Raw genomic sequence first — 17,283 nt, 5'->3', positions numbered from 1 at the left:
AATAGCGTAAGCTGCACCAATGATTCGGCTTTTCTTAACTATATCGGAAAAACCTTGATTTTTCAAGGTTCGTGGCAGTGTGAAAAGAAAAGCGGAAACGGCCGATAAGCTCCGACAAGCATAAGACGATCCGGCGAAGCGGCATGTTTTCAGCCGCACAGCCGGAGTGGCTTATGACTCGAGGAGTTGGCCGTTGGAGTCTGGACACAGAAAAGCGATAGCACCCCTTAAACTCTGAAGCACCGCGTAAGAATACATTGCCCACGCCTACCGCATAAAGACCAGCCATTTTCTCTTCATAATAAAAAGAGCCTGCATTCTGCTTCAGGCTCTTCTGTCTGTTAAATTCATACGCCCGCTTCTTCAAACACGGGATCATTCTCACTTTGTTCATAAGCAGCCAACACAGCTTGCTGAAGCTTACTTCGAGTACCTGAGTTAATCGGATGCGCTATATCTCTGAATTCGCCATCCGGAGTCCGCTTACTGGGCATCGCTACGAACAAGCCGTCATTTCCATCAATCACCCGAATATCATGTACAACAAACTCGTTGTCCAGGGTGATGGAAGCGATTGCTCTCATACGGCCATCCGTCTGAACCCGTCTCAACCTCACATCAGTTACTTCCATTCTCATCACCTCTCCCCTAAGATGTTATTTTTGGAGCTTTTTATGGTATTCGCTATTAAGGACTAATCTCCTTCAAAAATTACAAAATTTATTAGAATATTTTGTTTTTATAATAAAAAAATAAAACTGCCTGTAAAAGGCAGCTTCATTTCCTTACTTAACTTTCGCAATAACTTCTATTTCCACTTTCACATCTTTTGGCAAACGGGCCACTTCGACTGTTGAGCGTGCTGGTTTATGGTCGCCGAAATAAGAAGCATAAATTTCATTCAGTGCAGCAAAATCATTCATGTCCTTGATGAAAACAGTTGTTTTGATAACGTTATCCAGTGAAGAACCTGCTTCTGCCAAAACCGCTTTCAAATTGGCAAAGACCTGATGCGTCTGTTCGCCGATCGCATCCCCGGCAATCTCGCCAGCAGGCGTCAATGGAATCTGTCCGGAACTATAGAACATGTCGCCTGACACCACACCTTGTGAATATGGGCCGATTGCGGCCGCTGCCTGATCAGTTGCTACATATTTCATAATCAATAACCTCCATCTGAGAAATAGTTTCCTTCTTGCAATTCAATCTTACGTTCTTTTTCGCTGACTTCGCGCAATTTAACAAGCGATAAATACTTTTCAACCAATTGTTCATCTTTATGTTCCGCTTCCACAAGAACTGCCACTCCAGCAAGCGTGCATTCGAATTCTTCAAGAAGATTCTTCATGCCGTTCATCGTGCCGCCGACCTTCATGAAATCATCGGTGATCAGCACACGCTGGCCGCTCTTCATGCTGCGCTTCGATAACACCATCGTCTGGATGCGCCGGGATGAACCCGATACATAATTGATGCTGACAGTGGAACCTTCGGTGACTTTGCTGTCCCTGCGTACGATAACGACCGGCACATTCAGATGGCGTGCAATGGCATGTGCAATCGGGATGCCTTTGGTCGCCACTGTCATGATGACGTCGATTTTCTCATGGGCAAACGCCGAGGCAAACACTTTGCCTACGCGGTTCATGATGTCTGGATTGCCCAGCACATCAGTCATATACAAATAACCGCCAGGCAAAAGCCGCTCAGAATGGCTCAATTCGCTGATCAATTCCTGCATGATGGCTCTGATTTCCGGTTCCCGCAGTTTCGGAATATATTTCACTCCCCCTGCAGCTCCCGGCACTGTAGCCAATAACCCGATGCCTTTTTGCTCAAACGTTTCTTTTACGATTCCCAGATCTTCACTGATGGACGACTTAGCCGATTGATATAAATCGGAAAAATACGTCAGCGGAATCAATTTATGTGGATGCTCCAATAAGTAATGCGTCATGTCTACTAAACGTTCACTGCGTTTCCACTTCATTTTCCACTCTCCTGAACACGAATGATTTATAGAAAACTTACCATAATTATCCGTCTTTAAGCAAGTGGGTCCCGTTCGCCGACTAATCTGACCGCATATACTTCCGCACAGAAGCCGCGCAGACCATTATAGATGCGCGGAATCCGCGCTTCCTGCTGCACCAACCCGAAGACAGTCGGACCGCTGCCGCTCATAAGCACTGCATCTGCACCGAACTTTTTCATCTGGTCTTTAATCTGTGCCACTTCGGGATACAAGGATAATGTGACGCTTTCCAGCGCATTGCCTAAATTCGCACAAACTCCGTCATAATCTTTATTTTCAATCGCTTTAATCATAGCCCCGGTATTCGGGTGCTCCGCTTTATTGACATCGAAGGCACCGTAAACTTCAGCAGTCGAAACACCGATTGTCGGCTTGGCAAGAATGACCCAGCAATTCGGCGGTGTCGGAAGCTGCTGGATGATTTCACCCCGGCCTTTTGCGAGCGCCGTCCCCCCGTAGACACAGAAAGCGACGTCTGACCCGATTTTCGTGCCCAGTTCCGCCAGCTCATCCAACGAAAGATTCAGCTTCCATAGCTTATTCAAGCCTTTCAGTGTAGCGGCTGCGTCGCTGCTTCCACCTGCCAGTCCGGCAGCTACCGGAATCTGCTTATCGAGTTTGATGATGACACCTGATTTAATATGATAGGTATCTTTTAATAGTTTCGCTGCCTGATAGGCAAGATTGCGCGAATCATTCGGCACAAAGCGATCGGCTGATTCTATGTGGATGCCGCGTTCGGTTTCCATCAGCCCGATGCGGTCTGCAAGATCCACAGTAGTCATGATCATTTCGACCTCATGGTAATTGTCCGGTCTTTTATGTAGTACATCCAATGTTAAATTGATTTTGGCAGGTGCCTTCACATAGAGCATCTCCACTGTCTCCTTTTATAATCTGATGAAAACTATTTTAACACATGCCAAAGGATTCGGGAGTTTTTGGCAAAAAAACAAAAAACCCATACGCTGCCGAAAACGGCAAAGTATGGGCTTCCAAAAGAAATATAGATATAGTTCGATTATTTAACGACTAAAGCGTCTTCTGTTCCTTCATACACAGTGATTTCCACTGCTTCTGTCAGGATGTCCGCGTAGCTGTAGGACACTCTTTCAAATGCATGTTCATCTTGATCTAACTCAATTACGAACACGGAGTGATATGTTTCGCGCAGGATTCCGGCACGTTCGACCGTTTTCTTGCGACCTCCGTTTGCTTTCAACAGCAATCGTTTCCCTAAATGCAAATCCAACGACTTCTTGATATCCGCCAAAGTTTTGGGCATTTTGTCTACACCTCACTATAAATAAACCTTACTACAAAATGCCCAAATTGTCAAATAAATTTTTAATTTTATCTTGGAATCCGCTTGGTGTCAATATTTATTTATCCGAAATAACACTTTTTATTCGAGTTGTGCCGTTTTTTCAACAGAATAACGGAAATCAGCCAAAATAGCCGTAAAGCTTGTCAGCGAGGCCGCCGAATTCCTTGATGCTCAGGGTTTCCCCGCGTCTTGCCGGATCAATGCCCGCTTCTTCCAGAGCCTTCAAGATCAAGTCCTTCTTTTCTTTGCCGTCCGGCATTGCCGCCTGCAGATTATTGAATATCGTCTTGCGGCGCTGTACAAAAGAGCCTCTCGTCACTTTAAAGAAGAAGTCTTCATCGATGACTTCCACTTGCGGCGTTGTGCGCTTCGTCATTTTTATGACCGCTGAGTCGACATTCGGCTGCGGCATGAAGACGCCCTTTGGCACCGTCAAAGCCATTTCCGCTTCTGTATAGTACTGGATCGCGATAGATAATGAACCATAAGCTTTTGTTCCGGGCTTGGCTGTGATCCGTTCCGCCACTTCTTTTTGAAGCATGACCACGAGTCCGCGAATAGGCAGTTTCTCCAACAGCAGCTTCATGATGATCGGTGTGGTTACGTAATACGGCAAATTGGCCACTACCATAATATCTTCGTAGCCTTCGAGTTCTTGCGCAATGGCGTCCGCCACATCCGCTTTCAGAATATCGGAATGGATGATACTGACATTGTCATAAGGGGACAGCGTATCATCAAGCACAGGCAACAGGCGCTGGTCAATTTCAAAAGCCAGCACTTTTCCGGCGGCACGTGCCAGGTGTTCTGTCAAAGCTCCAATGCCGGGCCCTATTTCGATAGCTGCCGATTGTTTCGTCAAATCTGCCTGGCTGACGATTTTCCGCAGAATATTCGGGTCGATCAAAAAGTTCTGTCCAAGGCTTTTCTTCACAGTCAGGCCGTGTTTCGCCATTATTTCCTGGGTGCGTATGGGTGTTGCTATATCTTTCATCATTTTCGTTCCTCCTGATTCAGCGCCTGCACCGCTTCGATGAATTGCTGTTTCGTTATGCCGAACATATGCAGCCGCTTGGCAAGCTGTTTGCCGTTGGTATAGCCGATCTGCAGAAGATTACCGATATTTGTTCGGCGCTGCCTTGCCTGCGGATGGGCCACAAGCTTGGCTATAATCAAATCTTCCATAGTGATTTCAGCCGGTTCTTCATTGTTCCAAAGTGTATGGACGGAAGCCAGTGCTTCCCGGATATCTTCGTCTTTGGCATGTTCAATGCCAAGACCTTTGCCGTTCTTCGCAATGGTTTTTTCCTTCGCTAAAAACGCGTGCTTGGCCGTGGGCACGTATTCCTCAATAATAGCACGGATCCGCCTGCCTGGATAATCAGGATCTGTAAATACAATCACCCCGCGTTTAGATGCGGCGTGCGCGATTTTTTTCAATGTCTCTTCGGAAATAGCGGAGCCGTTCGTTTCTATCGTATCGGCTTCCACCGCGCGTTTGACGGCAACCGTATCATCCTTGCCTTCGACTACAATCACTTCTTTGATTTTCATTATTCTTTCCTCGTTTCAAATTCTTTTGCTTTATATAAGTTGAACTAATAATTTTTAATAATTGGTATTCCGCAAAATAGCTGCGAAGACTTGAACGAAGCTTGCGAAGTCAAGTCTTTGCGACGAAGAAGCGCAGCGATGCAGGAGCACAATGTTTTTTCCTGGCGGCTTGCGCTGAGCTAACTCGTACTCGTTTCACTTCGCCCGAGTGGATCTCAGCACTTCGGTCGAAACAGAGTTGGAAAGGCAACTCTGTTTCTGTTCCCCTGGGAGTCTTCGCTGTTTTGCTTCATATCTTTAGGTACCTCTCTCAGCAAAGACGAGTGATTTTCTTGATTTATTGCGATAGGCAAGGTTCGCCACACGAAGATGGCGCAACCTTTGCGACGAGCAGTGCGCAGTGGCATAATCTTTGCACTGTCCAAAGCGCCGAAACGATACATACATGTTGTTTCATCATTTCAATTATTCTACTTGTTTTAGTTTACCGCGTTCCGGCTAAACATGTAAAAAGCTTTCCCGGGCTGCCCCGGGAAAGCTTTCCAATTTCTTCATTAATCCAGAATTTTGATTTTCACTTGCTGGCGGCCAAATGCCAAAGCCGCAGAGCGGTCCGCCATGAAGATATCGATTTTGTTGCCTTTGATTGCACCGCCGGTATCGCCAGCGATTGCATGGCCATATCCTTCAACCCATACTTTCGAGCCGAGCGGAATAACGGAAGGGTCAACTGCGATCACTTTCAAGTGCGGGTTCGCTTTCAAGTTGATGCCTGTTGCAGTGATGCCTGAGCAGCCTGTGCATGAAGCCGTATAAGCAGTTGCCGATACGTAGAATTCACGGCTGCTTGATGGTTCACTGCTTTGAACTGGTGCTGCAGTTTTTGTTGTTTTAGTCGATGTTGCTGCCGGCTGTGGTGCTGCCGCTTTTTTCGGAGCAGGAGCTGCCGCTGTTGTATCATTTCCACGGGAAACACTTGCGACAACAGTTTTCGTTCCGACTGCTACTACTTGTTTCTTCGCTTCTTTGATGACTTTCTCGCCTTTAAGTTCACGTTTTACTTCTTTGCCGTTTTCCATGACAACTTCGTAAGTCTTTTCTACAAGACCTTCTTCGCCTTTTTGGACTACTTTTTCAGATCCTTTCAAAAGAGAGGAATCTTTCTTCGTTTCCTTGGCGAATTTCACTGAATCTTCCACTACATCGGTGACCTTTTCTACACGAACAACTTTAACTTCAGATCCGGGAAGGATTAATTCATCCATATCTTTTTCTACGCGATCAAGATCGCTCAAAGTGATTTTATGCTGTTTTAAAAAGTCAGCGACCGTAGTCGAAGTGGACCATACTTTCTTTTCTTCCAGTCCATCAAAGATTGTCACTTCATAAGCTTTTTCAACAGAAATAGCTGTGTTTGCATCTACTTCTTCGTTTAACGCAGGTGTTACTTTATCGTGTTCAGTGATTTCAATTTCCGCTTTAGCCAGAATATCTTCGACTGTATTCGAAGTCGTCCAGGCTGATGTCGGTTTGCCATCGACTGTAATCGTGAATTGGTCGGCTTCCGTCCATTCAATCACGATATCTTTATCGATTGAAGCTTCTGCTGTATGGCTTAAATAGTCATCCTGCCCTACTTCGATTGACTGTTCCGCAAGAAATGCCCCTACAGTTTCTGCATGGGTTTTAACTTCTTCTTTTTCGCCATTGGAAATCATCGTAACCGTGTTTTTCGTACCTTCATAAATTGCGAAAGCCATAACCGCCACAAACATCAGCACCGTAGCCAACGTGATGATCACTGATTTCTTTTTGGATGTTTTTATTGTTGAGTAATTATTATCCTCGTCTTCTTTCGTCAAATGTAACTCCTCCTCATTCACCTGTGTGATTATATAGACTCATTTAGTTGCATGTCAATTAGAACGGTTTTCAGCCATTCTTTCTCTTTAGTTCAATTTAAAGAATCTTTCAGCGTTCTGTGTGGTGATTTTTGCCACTTCTTCCACCGGCAAATCCTTCAAGCGGGCAATCTCTTCCGCCACCAGCGTTACGTATGAAGGTTCATTGCGTTTTCCGCGGTAAGGGTGAGGCGCAAGATAAGGCGCGTCCGTTTCGATCAAGAGATGTTCGAGTGGAATCTGTTCTGCGACTTCCTTAGGCTTTTTGGCATTCTTGAATGTGACCGGTCCGCCAAGTGAAATCATGAAATTCATGTCGATGCTGATCTGGGCCGTTTCGACGCTCCCGCCGAAACAGTGCATGATACCGCCGACTTCCGCTGCATTTTCCTCTTTCAGGATGCTGAGGACATCTTCTGTCGCGTCCCGATTATGGATGATGATCGGCAGCTCCAGCTTTTTCGCCAGCCGGATCTGCTTGCGGAATACTTCCTGCTGGATGTCCTTGGGCGATTTGTCCCAATGGTAGTCCAGGCCGGTTTCACCGATGCCGACGACTTTCGGATGTGCCGACAGCTCTTCGATCCATTCCAGATCCGCTTCCGTGCAATCAACCGCATCAACCGGATGCCAGCCGATCACCGCATAAAGGAAATCGTATTCTTCTATTAATGCCATGGCACGTTCAATCGTTTTGCGATCAAAACCGATGACAATCATTTTTGTAACATTGTTTTCTAATGCGCGTTCGATGACTTCTTTCAAGTCATCGTCGTATTGGTCAGCATTTAAATGTACGTGAGTATCAATAAACATATGCATTCTCCTTACGCTAAGCTTTATTTTATCCGTAATCTTCATTTCTTTCTTCTCAGTAATATTACATTTGTATAACAAAACATCTTTTTTGCATGACAAATTGCCTGTAATCCATCCAGAAAAGACTGCAAAATTCACCATAATAAAAATGGCCCGCTCAGTCAAGCGGACCATCTTATGATAAGGGTTTATTTAATTTTTGCGCCGTTCGGCAATTTCTCGGCAATGGATGCCATTGTCAGGAAGCCATCTTTTTCGCCGGCCAAAATCATGCCCTGCGATAACTCACCGCGTAATTTCACTGGTTTCAAGTTCGCAACGACTACCACTTTTTTACCGACCAATTCTTCCGGCTTGTAATGTTCGGCAATGCCCGAAACCACTTGGCGCTGTTCATAGCCCAAGTCCAGCTGCAGTTTCAGCAGCTTCGACGTTTTCGGCACCGGCTCGCAAGCTGTAACCGTTGCTGCACGAAGGTCGACCTTCGCAAAATCTTCAATCGTGATTTCCGGTACGTCCGGCACGTCTTCGATTGCTTCTTCTTCCGGTTCCGCAGCAGCTCCACCACGCATTTGGTCTCGGATATATGCAACTTCGGGTTCGATTTCAAGACGCGGGAAGATCGGCGTCCCTTTGGCAGCCACTATTGTGTTGGCAGGAATTTTGCCGAAACCGTCCAGCGTTTCCCAAGCCAGATATTCTTCCGACAAGCCAAGCTGTTCGATGATTTGCTTCGGCGCATTCGGCAGGAATGGCTGAAGCATAACCGCTGTCATGCGCAAGCTTTCCGCCAAGTGGGCCATGACCGAAGCAAGCTGTTCTTTCGTCGCTTCGTCTTTCGCCAAGACCCACGGCTGTGTTTCATCTATATATTTATTGGTTCTTGAAATCAGCACCCAAACTTCGCTCAGCACCATGCTGAACTGCATTTTCTCCATGTGCTTCTCATAAGTTTCGACCGTTTCTTTCGCCACGCGCTGCAGTGTCGCGTCAAACTCCGTCTTTTCACCGGAAATTTGCGGCACTTCCCCATCAAAGTATTTATTGATCATGGACACTGTCCGGTTCAATAAATTCCCGAGGTCGTTGGCAAGATCGTAATTTGTCCGTTCGATAAACGCTTCCGGAGAAAATACGCCGTCAGAACCGAAAGGCAGCTCGCGCAAAAGGAAGTAGCGTGTGGCATCGAGGCCATAGCGCTCTACCAGCATTTCCGGATACACGACATTGCCTTTCGATTTTGACATTTTGCCGTCTTTCATCATGATGAAGCCGTGGGCGAAAACTTTTTTCGGCAATGGCAAATCAAGCGCCATCAGGAAAATCGGCCAATAGATCGTGTGGAAACGGACGATATCCTTACCAACCACGTGAACATCCGCCGGCCAGTATTTATTGAATAGTGAATCGTCCTCAGAGCCGTAGCCCAGCGATGTAATATAATTCGACAAAGCATCCACCCACACGTAAATAACGTGCTTCGGATCTCCAGGAACCGGAATCCCCCAGTCAAATGATGTGCGGGAAACGGAAAGATCTTCAAGACCTGGTTTGATGAAGTTATTGATCATTTCATTTTTACGGGATTCAGGCTCGATAAATTCGACATTATTCTCGTAATAGTCCAGGAGACGGGCTGCATATTTCTTCATATTGAAGAAATACGATTCTTCCTTCACTTTATGGACAGGGCGGCCGCAGTCGGGGCACTTGCCATTATCCAACTGGCTTACTGTATAGAAGGACTCACAAGGCGTGCAGTACCAGCCTTCGTAATGGCCCTTATAGATGTCTCCGTTATCGAGGAACTTCTGGAAAATCTTTTCCACGCCTTCTTTATGGCGGGCTTCAGTGGTCTGGATAAAATCGTCATAAGTGATGTCCATCGTTTTCCAGACACTTTTTGCAGCTTCCGCCATGCCATTTACATATTCCTGTGGTGCAAGGCCGGCTTCCTGCGCTTTTTCCTCTATTTTCTGGCCATGTTCATCCATGCCCGTCAAAAAGCGGACATCAAAGCCGCGAAGGCGTTTATAGCGCGCCATCGCATCGGATGCAACCGTTGTATAAGCGGTTCCGATATGGAATTTTCCGCTTGGATAATAAATCGGAGTCGTTAAATAATATGTCTCTTTGTTTGCAGTCACGAAAAATTCCTCCAGTTTGTTTGTATAAAGTTTATTTTAACGAAGTCCGCAATTTTGTACAATCTTTCAATCTTAGGGGTTCAACGGTATTTTTTGTCAAAATATTATATCTAAAAATTCTGTTTAATTTTACCAATTGTCGAATTTTGCCCTTTTAAAGCACTTCTTTTTAAAGATTTCAATAATATATATCATAAATTATGGTATTTCATTATAAATCCGATAGTTTTATGTTGACCTGGAAGAAAGGAGTTGGTATGATTTATGACAGGAAGTGGTAATTGTCGAATTTTGGCGAAAACATCTATAAAATTCAAGGGGGACGAATATTATGAAATCAACAGGTATCGTACGTAAAGTTGACGAATTGGGCCGTGTAGTTATTCCAATCGAATTGCGCCGCACATTGGGCATCGCAGAGAAAGACGCTTTGGAGATCTATGTCGATGATGACAAGATCATCTTGAAAAAATATATGCCGAACATGACTTGCGCTGTAACAGGCGAAGTATCAGACGACAACATGAAACTTGTCGGCGGCAAATTGGTCTTGAGTTCTGAAGGCGCAGAAATGCTGATGAAAGAAATTCAAGGCAACTTGAAAAAATAAGTTTTTTAAAACCGGAGCGCCTGTGGCGCCCCGGTTTTTTCTTTAAGTGTGATAAGCCTGGTAAACATCCCGTTTCGACAATTTCCGGTCTGCCGAGACTTTTTTGATCGCCTCTTTGGAGGAAAGCTGTTCCCGCTCCATCACTTCTTCAACATGCTCTTCTATGGTGAGGTCTTCCCACCAGACCGTCGTTTCGACCGGATCCGGTTCCGCATTCCCTTCGATGACGATGCAGAATTCACCGCGTATTTCATTGGCGTCTGACCAGTCCACCGCTTGTTCCACCGTGCCGCGCAGGAATTCCTCGAATTTCTTGGTCACTTCCCGCGCCAGAACAATCCGGCGCTCATTGCCGAAATTCTTCTGGATGCTTTTCAGGCTTTCCTTCAGCCGGTGCGGCGCTTCATAAAAAATAAGCGTCTCGCGGTTTTGGCTCAATAGTTCAAGTTCAGCCTGGCGCTCTTTTTTACCCCGTGACAGGAAGCCGTAGAACTGGAATGGCTGAGGTGCAATGCCGGAAGCAATGAGCGCACTGAGCGCTGCATTGGCTCCGGGAATTGGCACGACCGGAAAGCCTTCCGCTATCGCCCGCTTCACAATATCTTCACCCGGGTCAGATATGCACGGCATGCCAGCATCGCTGACAAGCGCCACAGATCTGCCTTCTTCCAGATAGCCGAGTATTTTATGGCCGCCACTTTCCTGATTATGCTCATGATAGCTGACCAGCTTTGTTTGAATATCAAAGTAATTGCACAATTTCTTTGTATTTCTCGTGTCTTCCGCTGCGATGATATCGACTTCTTTCAAAATGCGCAGCGCACGGACCGTCATGTCTTCGAGATTGCCGATCGGCGTCGCAACGAGGTATAAAGTTGCTGTTGTTTCCTGAAAACTTTTTTGGGATTTCATCAGGCCTGCTCCTTCCCTTCAGCAATATAACGGATTTTTTTCGCTTTCGTTAATTGCTTGAAGGCATATTCCGCCTTCATCGCTTCCGGTTTTGTTTCAAATTCTTCGGAATGGATCATTTTCACCGGTCCTCTCGCGCGGGTGTATTTCGCGCCTTTGCCGGCATTATGCGTCTCCAGCCGTTTCTGCAAATCATTGGTATAGCCAGCGTAATAGGAATTATCGGCACATTCAAGGACATAGAAATAATGGCTATTTGTCTCCATAAAGCATTTCCCGCACTTCTTCCATGTATTCCCCGTCGTCTCCGTAGACAATCAACGGCGGCAGGATTTTCAGATCAGGCTTGCCGTCTTTTATTCCTTCAATCAATAAAGTATTAGCTTCTTTCCCGGCTTTCGGATAGACCAGCCGCACACGTTTCGGCTCGAGCCGGTTAGCGCGCATGGCGGTGATCAGGTCGATCAGCCGTCCTGAGCGGTGCACAAAGGCCGCTTTGCCGCCCTGCTTCAATAACTGGCTGGCAGAACGCACCGCCTCGTCCAGCGTCAAATGGAGCTCATGGCGCGCAATCGCCATATGTTCACTTATGTTCTTATCGCTCATATTATCCGCAGGGAAATACGGCGGGTTGCATGTCACCACATCGTATTTCTCAAAACCCAGCGTTTCCGGGATCGTTTTGACATCCCCCTGCAAAATGCTGATCTGTTCCTCCAGCCCGTTATAGGCCACACTGCGATCAGCCATATGCACTAACCGCTCCTGCAGCTCGACCCCAATGATCTGTGATTCCGTCCGAGCGCTTAAAAATAGCGGAATCGCCCCGTTTCCTGTACATAAATCCACAATCTTCCCGCGTTTCAACGGCACATAAGCGAACCGCGCCAACAACACCGCATCGAGTGAAAACGAAAATACGGATGGGCTTTGAATGATCCGCAATTCCTCCGCCAATAAATAATCCAGCCGTTCGTCGTCCAACAGCATATTTTCAACTCCTCCACAAAACAAAAAGCTGCCGCCACGCGAAGTGACGGAAGCTTTTGTTGAATTTGCCATCAATTCTGCTTGTTTAAAAATGAAAGGCAGAACAGGCAATCATCACCTTTTCGGGAACTGCCAAAATGTACATGGCAGACATGATAGCCTTCTTGATAAAGGCGGGCCAGATTATCATAACCTTCGCCGATATCCATGACCGCTCTTTCGAGTTTAACAGGATCCACAGCCGCTGCAGCTTCCGGAACCGCTTCATGAAGCTCATCCAGACGCGCACGCAAATGATGATTTTCCAGCTGAAGCGCATGATGTTCTTCCATCGTATGCGCCACCACTGCTTTCAATTCACGGAACTGCTGCTGCATCGATTCCAGCTGCTGTTCAAAATCCATCACTGTATCCAAAAAGTTCTTATCTTTCACACCAACCACCTCACGCTCTCGTTCCTTGGTCCATTATCTCACTTAATGCATATTCAAGTGTCTGTTCCTGCTCAGAAAGGCGGATTTTCAATACGCGTTCCAGAATATTCATGCCGACAACACGTCCTTCGCCATCCGGAGTCGCAACCCGGGTGCCGACATCCGGCATTTCTTTTTTCGCTTGCTCATATTCATCGTTCTCGTATTTCAGGCAGCACATCAAGCGTCCGCACAGACCTGAAATTTTAGACGGATTCAAGGACAGATTCTGGTCTTTCGCCATCTTGATCGAAACCGGTTCAAAATCACCCAGGAATGTCGAACAGCAAAGCATGCGTCCGCATGGTCCGATGCCGCCGAGCATTTTCGCTTCATCTCTTACACCGATTTGGCGAAGTTCGATGCGCGTCCGGAATATTGACGCCAGATCCTTAACAAGGTTCCGGAAATCGACGCGGCCTTCCGCAGTGAAATAAAATATCACTTTATTGCGGTCAAATGTATATTCCACATCAACCAGTTTCATATCGAGCCGATGTTCTTCAATCTTGCCTGTACCTGTTTCAAATGCGCGCTGCGCTTCCTGGCGGTTATCTTCCACCTGCTGGCGGTCGCGTTCACTTGCTACACGCACAACTTGCTTCAGCGGCAATACGACATCGTTTTCGCCGACCGTCTTGACCGGTACGACCACTTTTCCATATTCCACTCCACGAGCTGTTTCAACGATGACATAATCATCTTTTTCGATCGTAAATTCACCTGGATCGAAATAATATATTTTACCCGCTTTTTTAAAGCGGACACCTATGACATTATACAATTTTTACCCCTCCCGCAGATTCAGTATTAATTGCTCCATCAGCAGCGTTCGGTTCATATTGCGAGGCAATTGCTGTTTGGCCTGTAAAATGGCCTGCAGCTGTTTTGACAACACAGTAAAAGAACGCTGAAGAGCCATCTGCTTCCAAGTTTCTTCCATGTCTGGATACGTTCTTGCTGTCTCGAGTCCTGCCTTTACCGAAGCAATGTCCCGATATGCAAATAATAACATGTCCAGGCCTCTTTCGGTATCTTCTTTTTCCTTAAACAACGGAAGCCAGTCGGACTGCAGCATAAGAAGTGCCTCGTGTACATTGTTGCTGACCACTTCCACCAGTTTTAAAACGGTCTTTCTTGCCTGTGGAAATTGTTCATCCGCACTGAGTGCCAGCGCTTCTTCTTCACTTTGCGTCAGCATGCTGACCGTTGCGGCCATAGAAGCCGTCATGCCCCCTGCAATCAACTTTTCCATTAGTACTGGGCGTGACAGCGGCTGAAACGTTACAAGCTGGCAACGGGAACGGATCGTGCTCATGATCGCATTCAGCCGTTCTGTCTGAAGAATAGCGGTGACATTGAATTCCGGTTCCTCTAAAAACTTCAGCAAAGCGTTGGCGGAAGCATTATTCATCCGGTCCGCTTCCTGAATGACATATATTTTCCGGCCTGTATTCAAACCGGTTTTATTCATTGAATAAATCAGTTCACGGATCTGGTCGATTTTGATGTTTTGGCCATCCGGCTCAATAAACACGATATTCGGGTGATTCCCGGAGTCATATAATTGGCAACTTCTGCATGTTCCACATGGAACATTTTGCTGCGGATTTTCGCAAAGCAGCAATTTCACAAAAAAATGAGTCACTTCTTTTATTCCTGAACCGGCAGGCCCTTCAAAAAGGAAGGCATGTGCCAGCCGGTCTTTTTCAAAAGCTCCTTGCAGCCTCTTCATCACAATCGGCTGCATCTGCTCGAATTCTTCGGTTGTCATCTGCACAAGCTCACCTTCCGCCTTTTTAAAAAAATCCCGTGTTCCAAGGGAGCACGGGTGTCATGTATTTCATCGTTAAACGCTGCTTAGAAATGATGGAATTGCTCAATCGGCAACACGAAAATCGTGGCGCCGCCCACTTCCACTTCCACAGGATATGGTATATACGAATCCGCGTTTCCGCCCATAGGTGAAACAGGTGCTACCATCTGTTCACGCGAACGGCAATTTTCCCGGATCAAATCCATTAATTTAGGGACAAGGCTGTCATCAACCCCGATTAAAAAAGTCGTATTCCCTGAGCGCAAAAACCCTCCTGTACTGGCAAGCTTGGTAGCCCGGAAATCATTTTTTGTCAAAGCATTGGATAATCGGTTACTGTCTTGGTCCTGTACAACTGCAACGACGAGTTTCATCAGCACTCACTCCTTTTTATTGGTGTTTCTTCTATATAATTATAACACGAACAATTAATTACGCTGTATAACTTTCCATGCCTTTTTTAATCGCTGCCAGTGCTGCCGCCACAACTTCTTCCGGCTCTTTGGAAGCATCGATTCTGACAATGCGATCGGGATATCGGCGTGAAACCTCCTGGTAGCCCTCATACACTTTTTGGTGGAACGGTAATTTCTCCATATCCAAGCGGTTCTGTTCCCTTCCGCTGTTTGCCGCAATCCTTTGCAGACCGATTTCAGGCGGCACATCAAATAATAAGGTCAAATCCGGCCAAGTGTCTTGAATTGCGAATTCATTGATGGAAAGAACTTCATCAATGCCAAGGCCGCGCGCATGCCCCTGGTAAGCCAGAGAACTGTCGATAAAGCGGTCGCAAAGCACCACTTTCCCCTGCTGCAGCGCTGGCACCACTTTCTCAACGAGATGCTGTCGCCGGGCGGCTGCATAAAGAAGCGCTTCTGTACGCCCGTCCATTGCCGTGTGGTTTTTATTTAAAATCACCTCACGGATCTTTTCAGCAATCTCAATGCCTCCCGGTTCCCGCGTCAAAACAGCCTCGATACCTAAAGGCTGCAATTGTTTCATCAACTGCTCAATAGCTGTCGTCTTGCCAGCTCCTTCAGGCCCTTCAATCGTAATAAAATATCCTGGTTTGTTCATTCCTCGTTTCCTCCATGCTGTATGACCAAAAGTTGCTTTTCAGCCAGATTATGTTCACCTTGAATTACTGCACCTGCTGCCAAATGATCCATCAATTGCTCCAATTTTACGTGTGTCCATATCTCTCCCGGCAGTGCTAGCGGAACTCCGGGCGGATAGGGAGTGACCATTGCTGCTGAATGGCGGCCCATCGCTTTTGTATAGGAAATCCATTCCGAATCTGCTAAATCTATCGCTTCATAGGAAATCTCCGGTTCACTGATGGCAATAGGCTCCTGGCGTGTTACCGGCAGTTCCTTATCCGTCTGCTCTTTTCGAAGTTCTTGTACAGCTTCCCGGATCCGGCTTCTGATTTCCGCAAATGGATAGGTGTGACTTTGTTTCATTAATGGCAATACCATCACCACTTGCCGTGAATCAGCCATTTCAGCATATACATTCATTTCTTCAAGTTTTCCCTGAAGTCTGAAACCATTATATCCTGCCATCCTCAACATGATTTTGAGCGGATCATGAGCTTCAAAAACTTCAAGCCCTGAAATCGACTGCAGGCTCTCTATAAACAGCTTTCGTTTCTCTACAAAATGCTGCAGATCCGGTCCTGAATACGTTTGAATATACGCTCTTGCATCATCCAATGAGGCCATGATCAAATAGGAAGGGCTGCTTGATTGGAACATGCGCAGATATTTGCTGATCCTTTTTGCATTAATGCGTTCATTATTTATATGAAGAAAAGATCCCATCGTCATAGCGGGCAATGTCTTGTGGGCAGACTGCACTACCGCATCTGCGCCATAAGAGAATGCAGACTTCGGAAATGGCCCACCGGCAAGCAAGTGAGCACCGTGAGCTTCATCAACCAACACCGGAATATCGAATAGATGACTGTACTTTATTATTTCTTCTATTTCCGGTCCAGCCATGCCGTAATAATTGGGATAAGTCAAAATCAAAGCTTTCGCTTCCGGATATTGCTGGATAGCATCTTGCAAGGTTTTGAGTGATACGCCTTCCGCACTTTGGGACGCTTCACTCCATTCCGGCGCGAGATACACTGGCCGCAATTTGGCCAATTCCAACGCATGAAAAATCGATTTATGGGAGTTTCGCTGAACCAGTACACAGTCCCCTTCTTTGCAGACTGCATGAATCATCGCTAGATTTCCGCTTGTTGAACCATTCACCAAAAAGAAGCTTTGATCAGCTCCGTAGGCTTCAGCCAGCAAATCCTGGGCTTCTTTAATAGCGCCGTCCGGATAATGCAGATCATCCAATCCACTCAATTCAGTTTGATCATACTGTAAAGACGATCGTATTTCATCCGGCAAACCGGATAATTCCCCGTGCTTGTGCCCTGGAACATGAAATGAAACCGGCCGCTGTTGCTGAAACTTCTTTAACGCTTCCACTAAAGGGCGCCGTTGCGTCATATAATTCATCCTCATATCTTTCTTATTCCTTCTATTATAACGAACTTGAGCAGCAATGAGCAAAGTGGCTTCAATGAAAGCACTTCAGCTGTTCTTTTTATCGGCAAGTGCCTTGTCATAAACGTTATTTCCAATAAAGTTTATGACAAAAAAGGCCGCTACCGCTTGCGCGGTAACGACCTTTCTTTC

The 17,283-nt window shown here is 46.3% G+C and carries 20 protein-coding genes; 1 reads left to right on the top strand and 19 read right to left on the bottom strand.

The features are described from left to right. Window positions 1–347: 347 nt before the first annotated feature. The 10 genes from spoVG to metG form a co-directional block, all read right to left on the bottom strand. On the bottom strand, window positions 348–632 hold the full coding sequence (gene spoVG, locus CXF70_RS15665) for a septation regulator SpoVG (protein ID WP_084242255.1): 285 nt from the start codon (window positions 630–632) through the stop codon (window positions 348–350). 153 nt (window positions 633–785) lie between these two features. Further along, a complete protein-coding gene (locus tag CXF70_RS15660; RefSeq protein ID WP_084242239.1) occupies window positions 786–1,160 on the bottom strand; it encodes a RidA family protein in 375 nt (124 codons plus the stop codon). 2 nt (window positions 1,161–1,162) lie between these two features. Continuing rightward, entirely contained in the window at window positions 1,163–1,990 is an 828-nt protein-coding gene (gene purR / locus CXF70_RS15655; RefSeq protein ID WP_084242240.1) for a pur operon repressor, read from the bottom strand. 56 nt (window positions 1,991–2,046) lie between these two features. Beyond that, window positions 2,047–2,910 (bottom strand): 4-(cytidine 5'-diphospho)-2-C-methyl-D-erythritol kinase, encoded by an 864-nt coding sequence (ispE, locus tag CXF70_RS15650; protein WP_084242241.1) that lies wholly within the window; start codon window positions 2,908–2,910, stop codon window positions 2,047–2,049. Between the two features lie 146 nt (window positions 2,911–3,056). Further along, window positions 3,057–3,320, bottom strand: a complete 264-nt coding sequence (veg, locus tag CXF70_RS15645; protein ID WP_071152415.1) for a biofilm formation stimulator Veg — start codon at window positions 3,318–3,320, stop codon at window positions 3,057–3,059. Window positions 3,321–3,480: 160 nt separating this feature from the next. After that, the gene (gene rsmA, locus CXF70_RS15640; RefSeq protein WP_101803430.1) at window positions 3,481–4,359 is read right to left on the bottom strand and encodes a 16S rRNA (adenine(1518)-N(6)/adenine(1519)-N(6))-dimethyltransferase RsmA; all 879 of its coding nucleotides are present in this window, start codon (window positions 4,357–4,359) and stop codon (window positions 3,481–3,483) included. After that, window positions 4,356–4,916: a ribonuclease M5 gene (gene rnmV / locus CXF70_RS15635; protein WP_101803429.1), complete on the bottom strand. Its 561-nt coding sequence runs from the start codon at window positions 4,914–4,916 to the stop codon at window positions 4,356–4,358. The genes rsmA and rnmV overlap by 4 nt, the downstream gene beginning before the upstream one ends. Window positions 4,917–5,470: 554 nt before the next feature. Then, window positions 5,471–6,778, bottom strand: a complete 1,308-nt coding sequence (locus CXF70_RS15630; protein ID WP_233208660.1) for a G5 and 3D domain-containing protein — start codon at window positions 6,776–6,778, stop codon at window positions 5,471–5,473. Window positions 6,779–6,865: 87 nt separating this feature from the next. Further along, a complete protein-coding gene (locus CXF70_RS15625; protein ID WP_101803428.1) occupies window positions 6,866–7,633 on the bottom strand; it encodes a TatD family hydrolase in 768 nt (255 codons plus the stop codon). A gap of 191 nt (window positions 7,634–7,824) precedes the next feature. Then, complete coding sequence (metG, locus tag CXF70_RS15620; RefSeq protein WP_101803427.1) at window positions 7,825–9,783, bottom strand: methionine--tRNA ligase; 1,959 nt, start codon at window positions 9,781–9,783, stop codon at window positions 7,825–7,827. Window positions 9,784–10,114: 331 nt separating this feature from the next. Here metG and CXF70_RS15615 point away from each other — a divergent pair, with 331 nt between their 5' ends. Continuing rightward, window positions 10,115–10,393, top strand: a complete 279-nt coding sequence (locus CXF70_RS15615) for a transition state genes transcriptional regulator AbrB (protein ID WP_084242246.1) — start codon at window positions 10,115–10,117, stop codon at window positions 10,391–10,393. Between the two features lie 42 nt (window positions 10,394–10,435). On the opposite strand, the gene rsmI is transcribed toward CXF70_RS15615, so the two are convergent. The 9 genes from rsmI to CXF70_RS15570 form a co-directional block, all read right to left on the bottom strand. After that, window positions 10,436–11,305 (bottom strand): 16S rRNA (cytidine(1402)-2'-O)-methyltransferase, encoded by an 870-nt coding sequence (gene rsmI, locus CXF70_RS15610; protein ID WP_101803426.1) that lies wholly within the window; start codon window positions 11,303–11,305, stop codon window positions 10,436–10,438. Next, entirely contained in the window at window positions 11,305–11,571 is a 267-nt protein-coding gene (locus tag CXF70_RS15605; protein ID WP_101803425.1) for a GIY-YIG nuclease family protein, read from the bottom strand. The genes rsmI and CXF70_RS15605 overlap by 1 nt, the downstream gene beginning before the upstream one ends. Next, window positions 11,558–12,295, bottom strand: coding sequence for a tRNA1(Val) (adenine(37)-N6)-methyltransferase (locus tag CXF70_RS15600; protein WP_101803446.1), 738 nt, complete (start codon window positions 12,293–12,295; stop codon window positions 11,558–11,560). The genes CXF70_RS15605 and CXF70_RS15600 overlap by 14 nt, the downstream gene beginning before the upstream one ends. A 71-nt stretch (window positions 12,296–12,366) precedes the next feature. Beyond that, on the bottom strand, window positions 12,367–12,729 hold the full coding sequence (gene yabA / locus CXF70_RS15595) for a DNA replication initiation control protein YabA (protein WP_101803445.1): 363 nt from the start codon (window positions 12,727–12,729) through the stop codon (window positions 12,367–12,369). Between the two features lie 10 nt (window positions 12,730–12,739). Then, a complete protein-coding gene (locus CXF70_RS15590; RefSeq protein WP_084242249.1) occupies window positions 12,740–13,552 on the bottom strand; it encodes a PSP1 domain-containing protein in 813 nt (270 codons plus the stop codon). 3 nt (window positions 13,553–13,555) lie between these two features. Then, the gene (holB, locus tag CXF70_RS15585) at window positions 13,556–14,548 is read right to left on the bottom strand and encodes a DNA polymerase III subunit delta' (RefSeq protein WP_101803424.1); all 993 of its coding nucleotides are present in this window, start codon (window positions 14,546–14,548) and stop codon (window positions 13,556–13,558) included. Between the two features lie 80 nt (window positions 14,549–14,628). Beyond that, on the bottom strand, window positions 14,629–14,958 hold the full coding sequence (locus CXF70_RS15580; RefSeq protein WP_084242251.1) for a cyclic-di-AMP receptor: 330 nt from the start codon (window positions 14,956–14,958) through the stop codon (window positions 14,629–14,631). Window positions 14,959–15,016: 58 nt separating this feature from the next. Beyond that, window positions 15,017–15,661 carry a dTMP kinase gene (gene tmk / locus CXF70_RS15575; protein WP_084242252.1) on the bottom strand — a complete coding sequence of 215 codons (645 nt, stop codon included), beginning with the start codon at window positions 15,659–15,661 and terminating at the stop codon, window positions 15,017–15,019. After that, window positions 15,658–17,094: an aminotransferase class I/II-fold pyridoxal phosphate-dependent enzyme gene (locus tag CXF70_RS15570; RefSeq protein WP_199172848.1), complete on the bottom strand. Its 1,437-nt coding sequence runs from the start codon at window positions 17,092–17,094 to the stop codon at window positions 15,658–15,660. The genes tmk and CXF70_RS15570 overlap by 4 nt, the downstream gene beginning before the upstream one ends. Window positions 17,095–17,283: the final 189 nt, after the last annotated feature.

Source organism: Planomicrobium sp. MB-3u-38 (genome assembly GCF_002836425.1).
GTDB classification, from domain to species: domain Bacteria; phylum Bacillota; class Bacilli; order Bacillales_A; family Planococcaceae; genus Planococcus; species Planococcus okeanokoites.
This window is presented reverse-complemented; position numbering and strand designations above follow the sequence as displayed.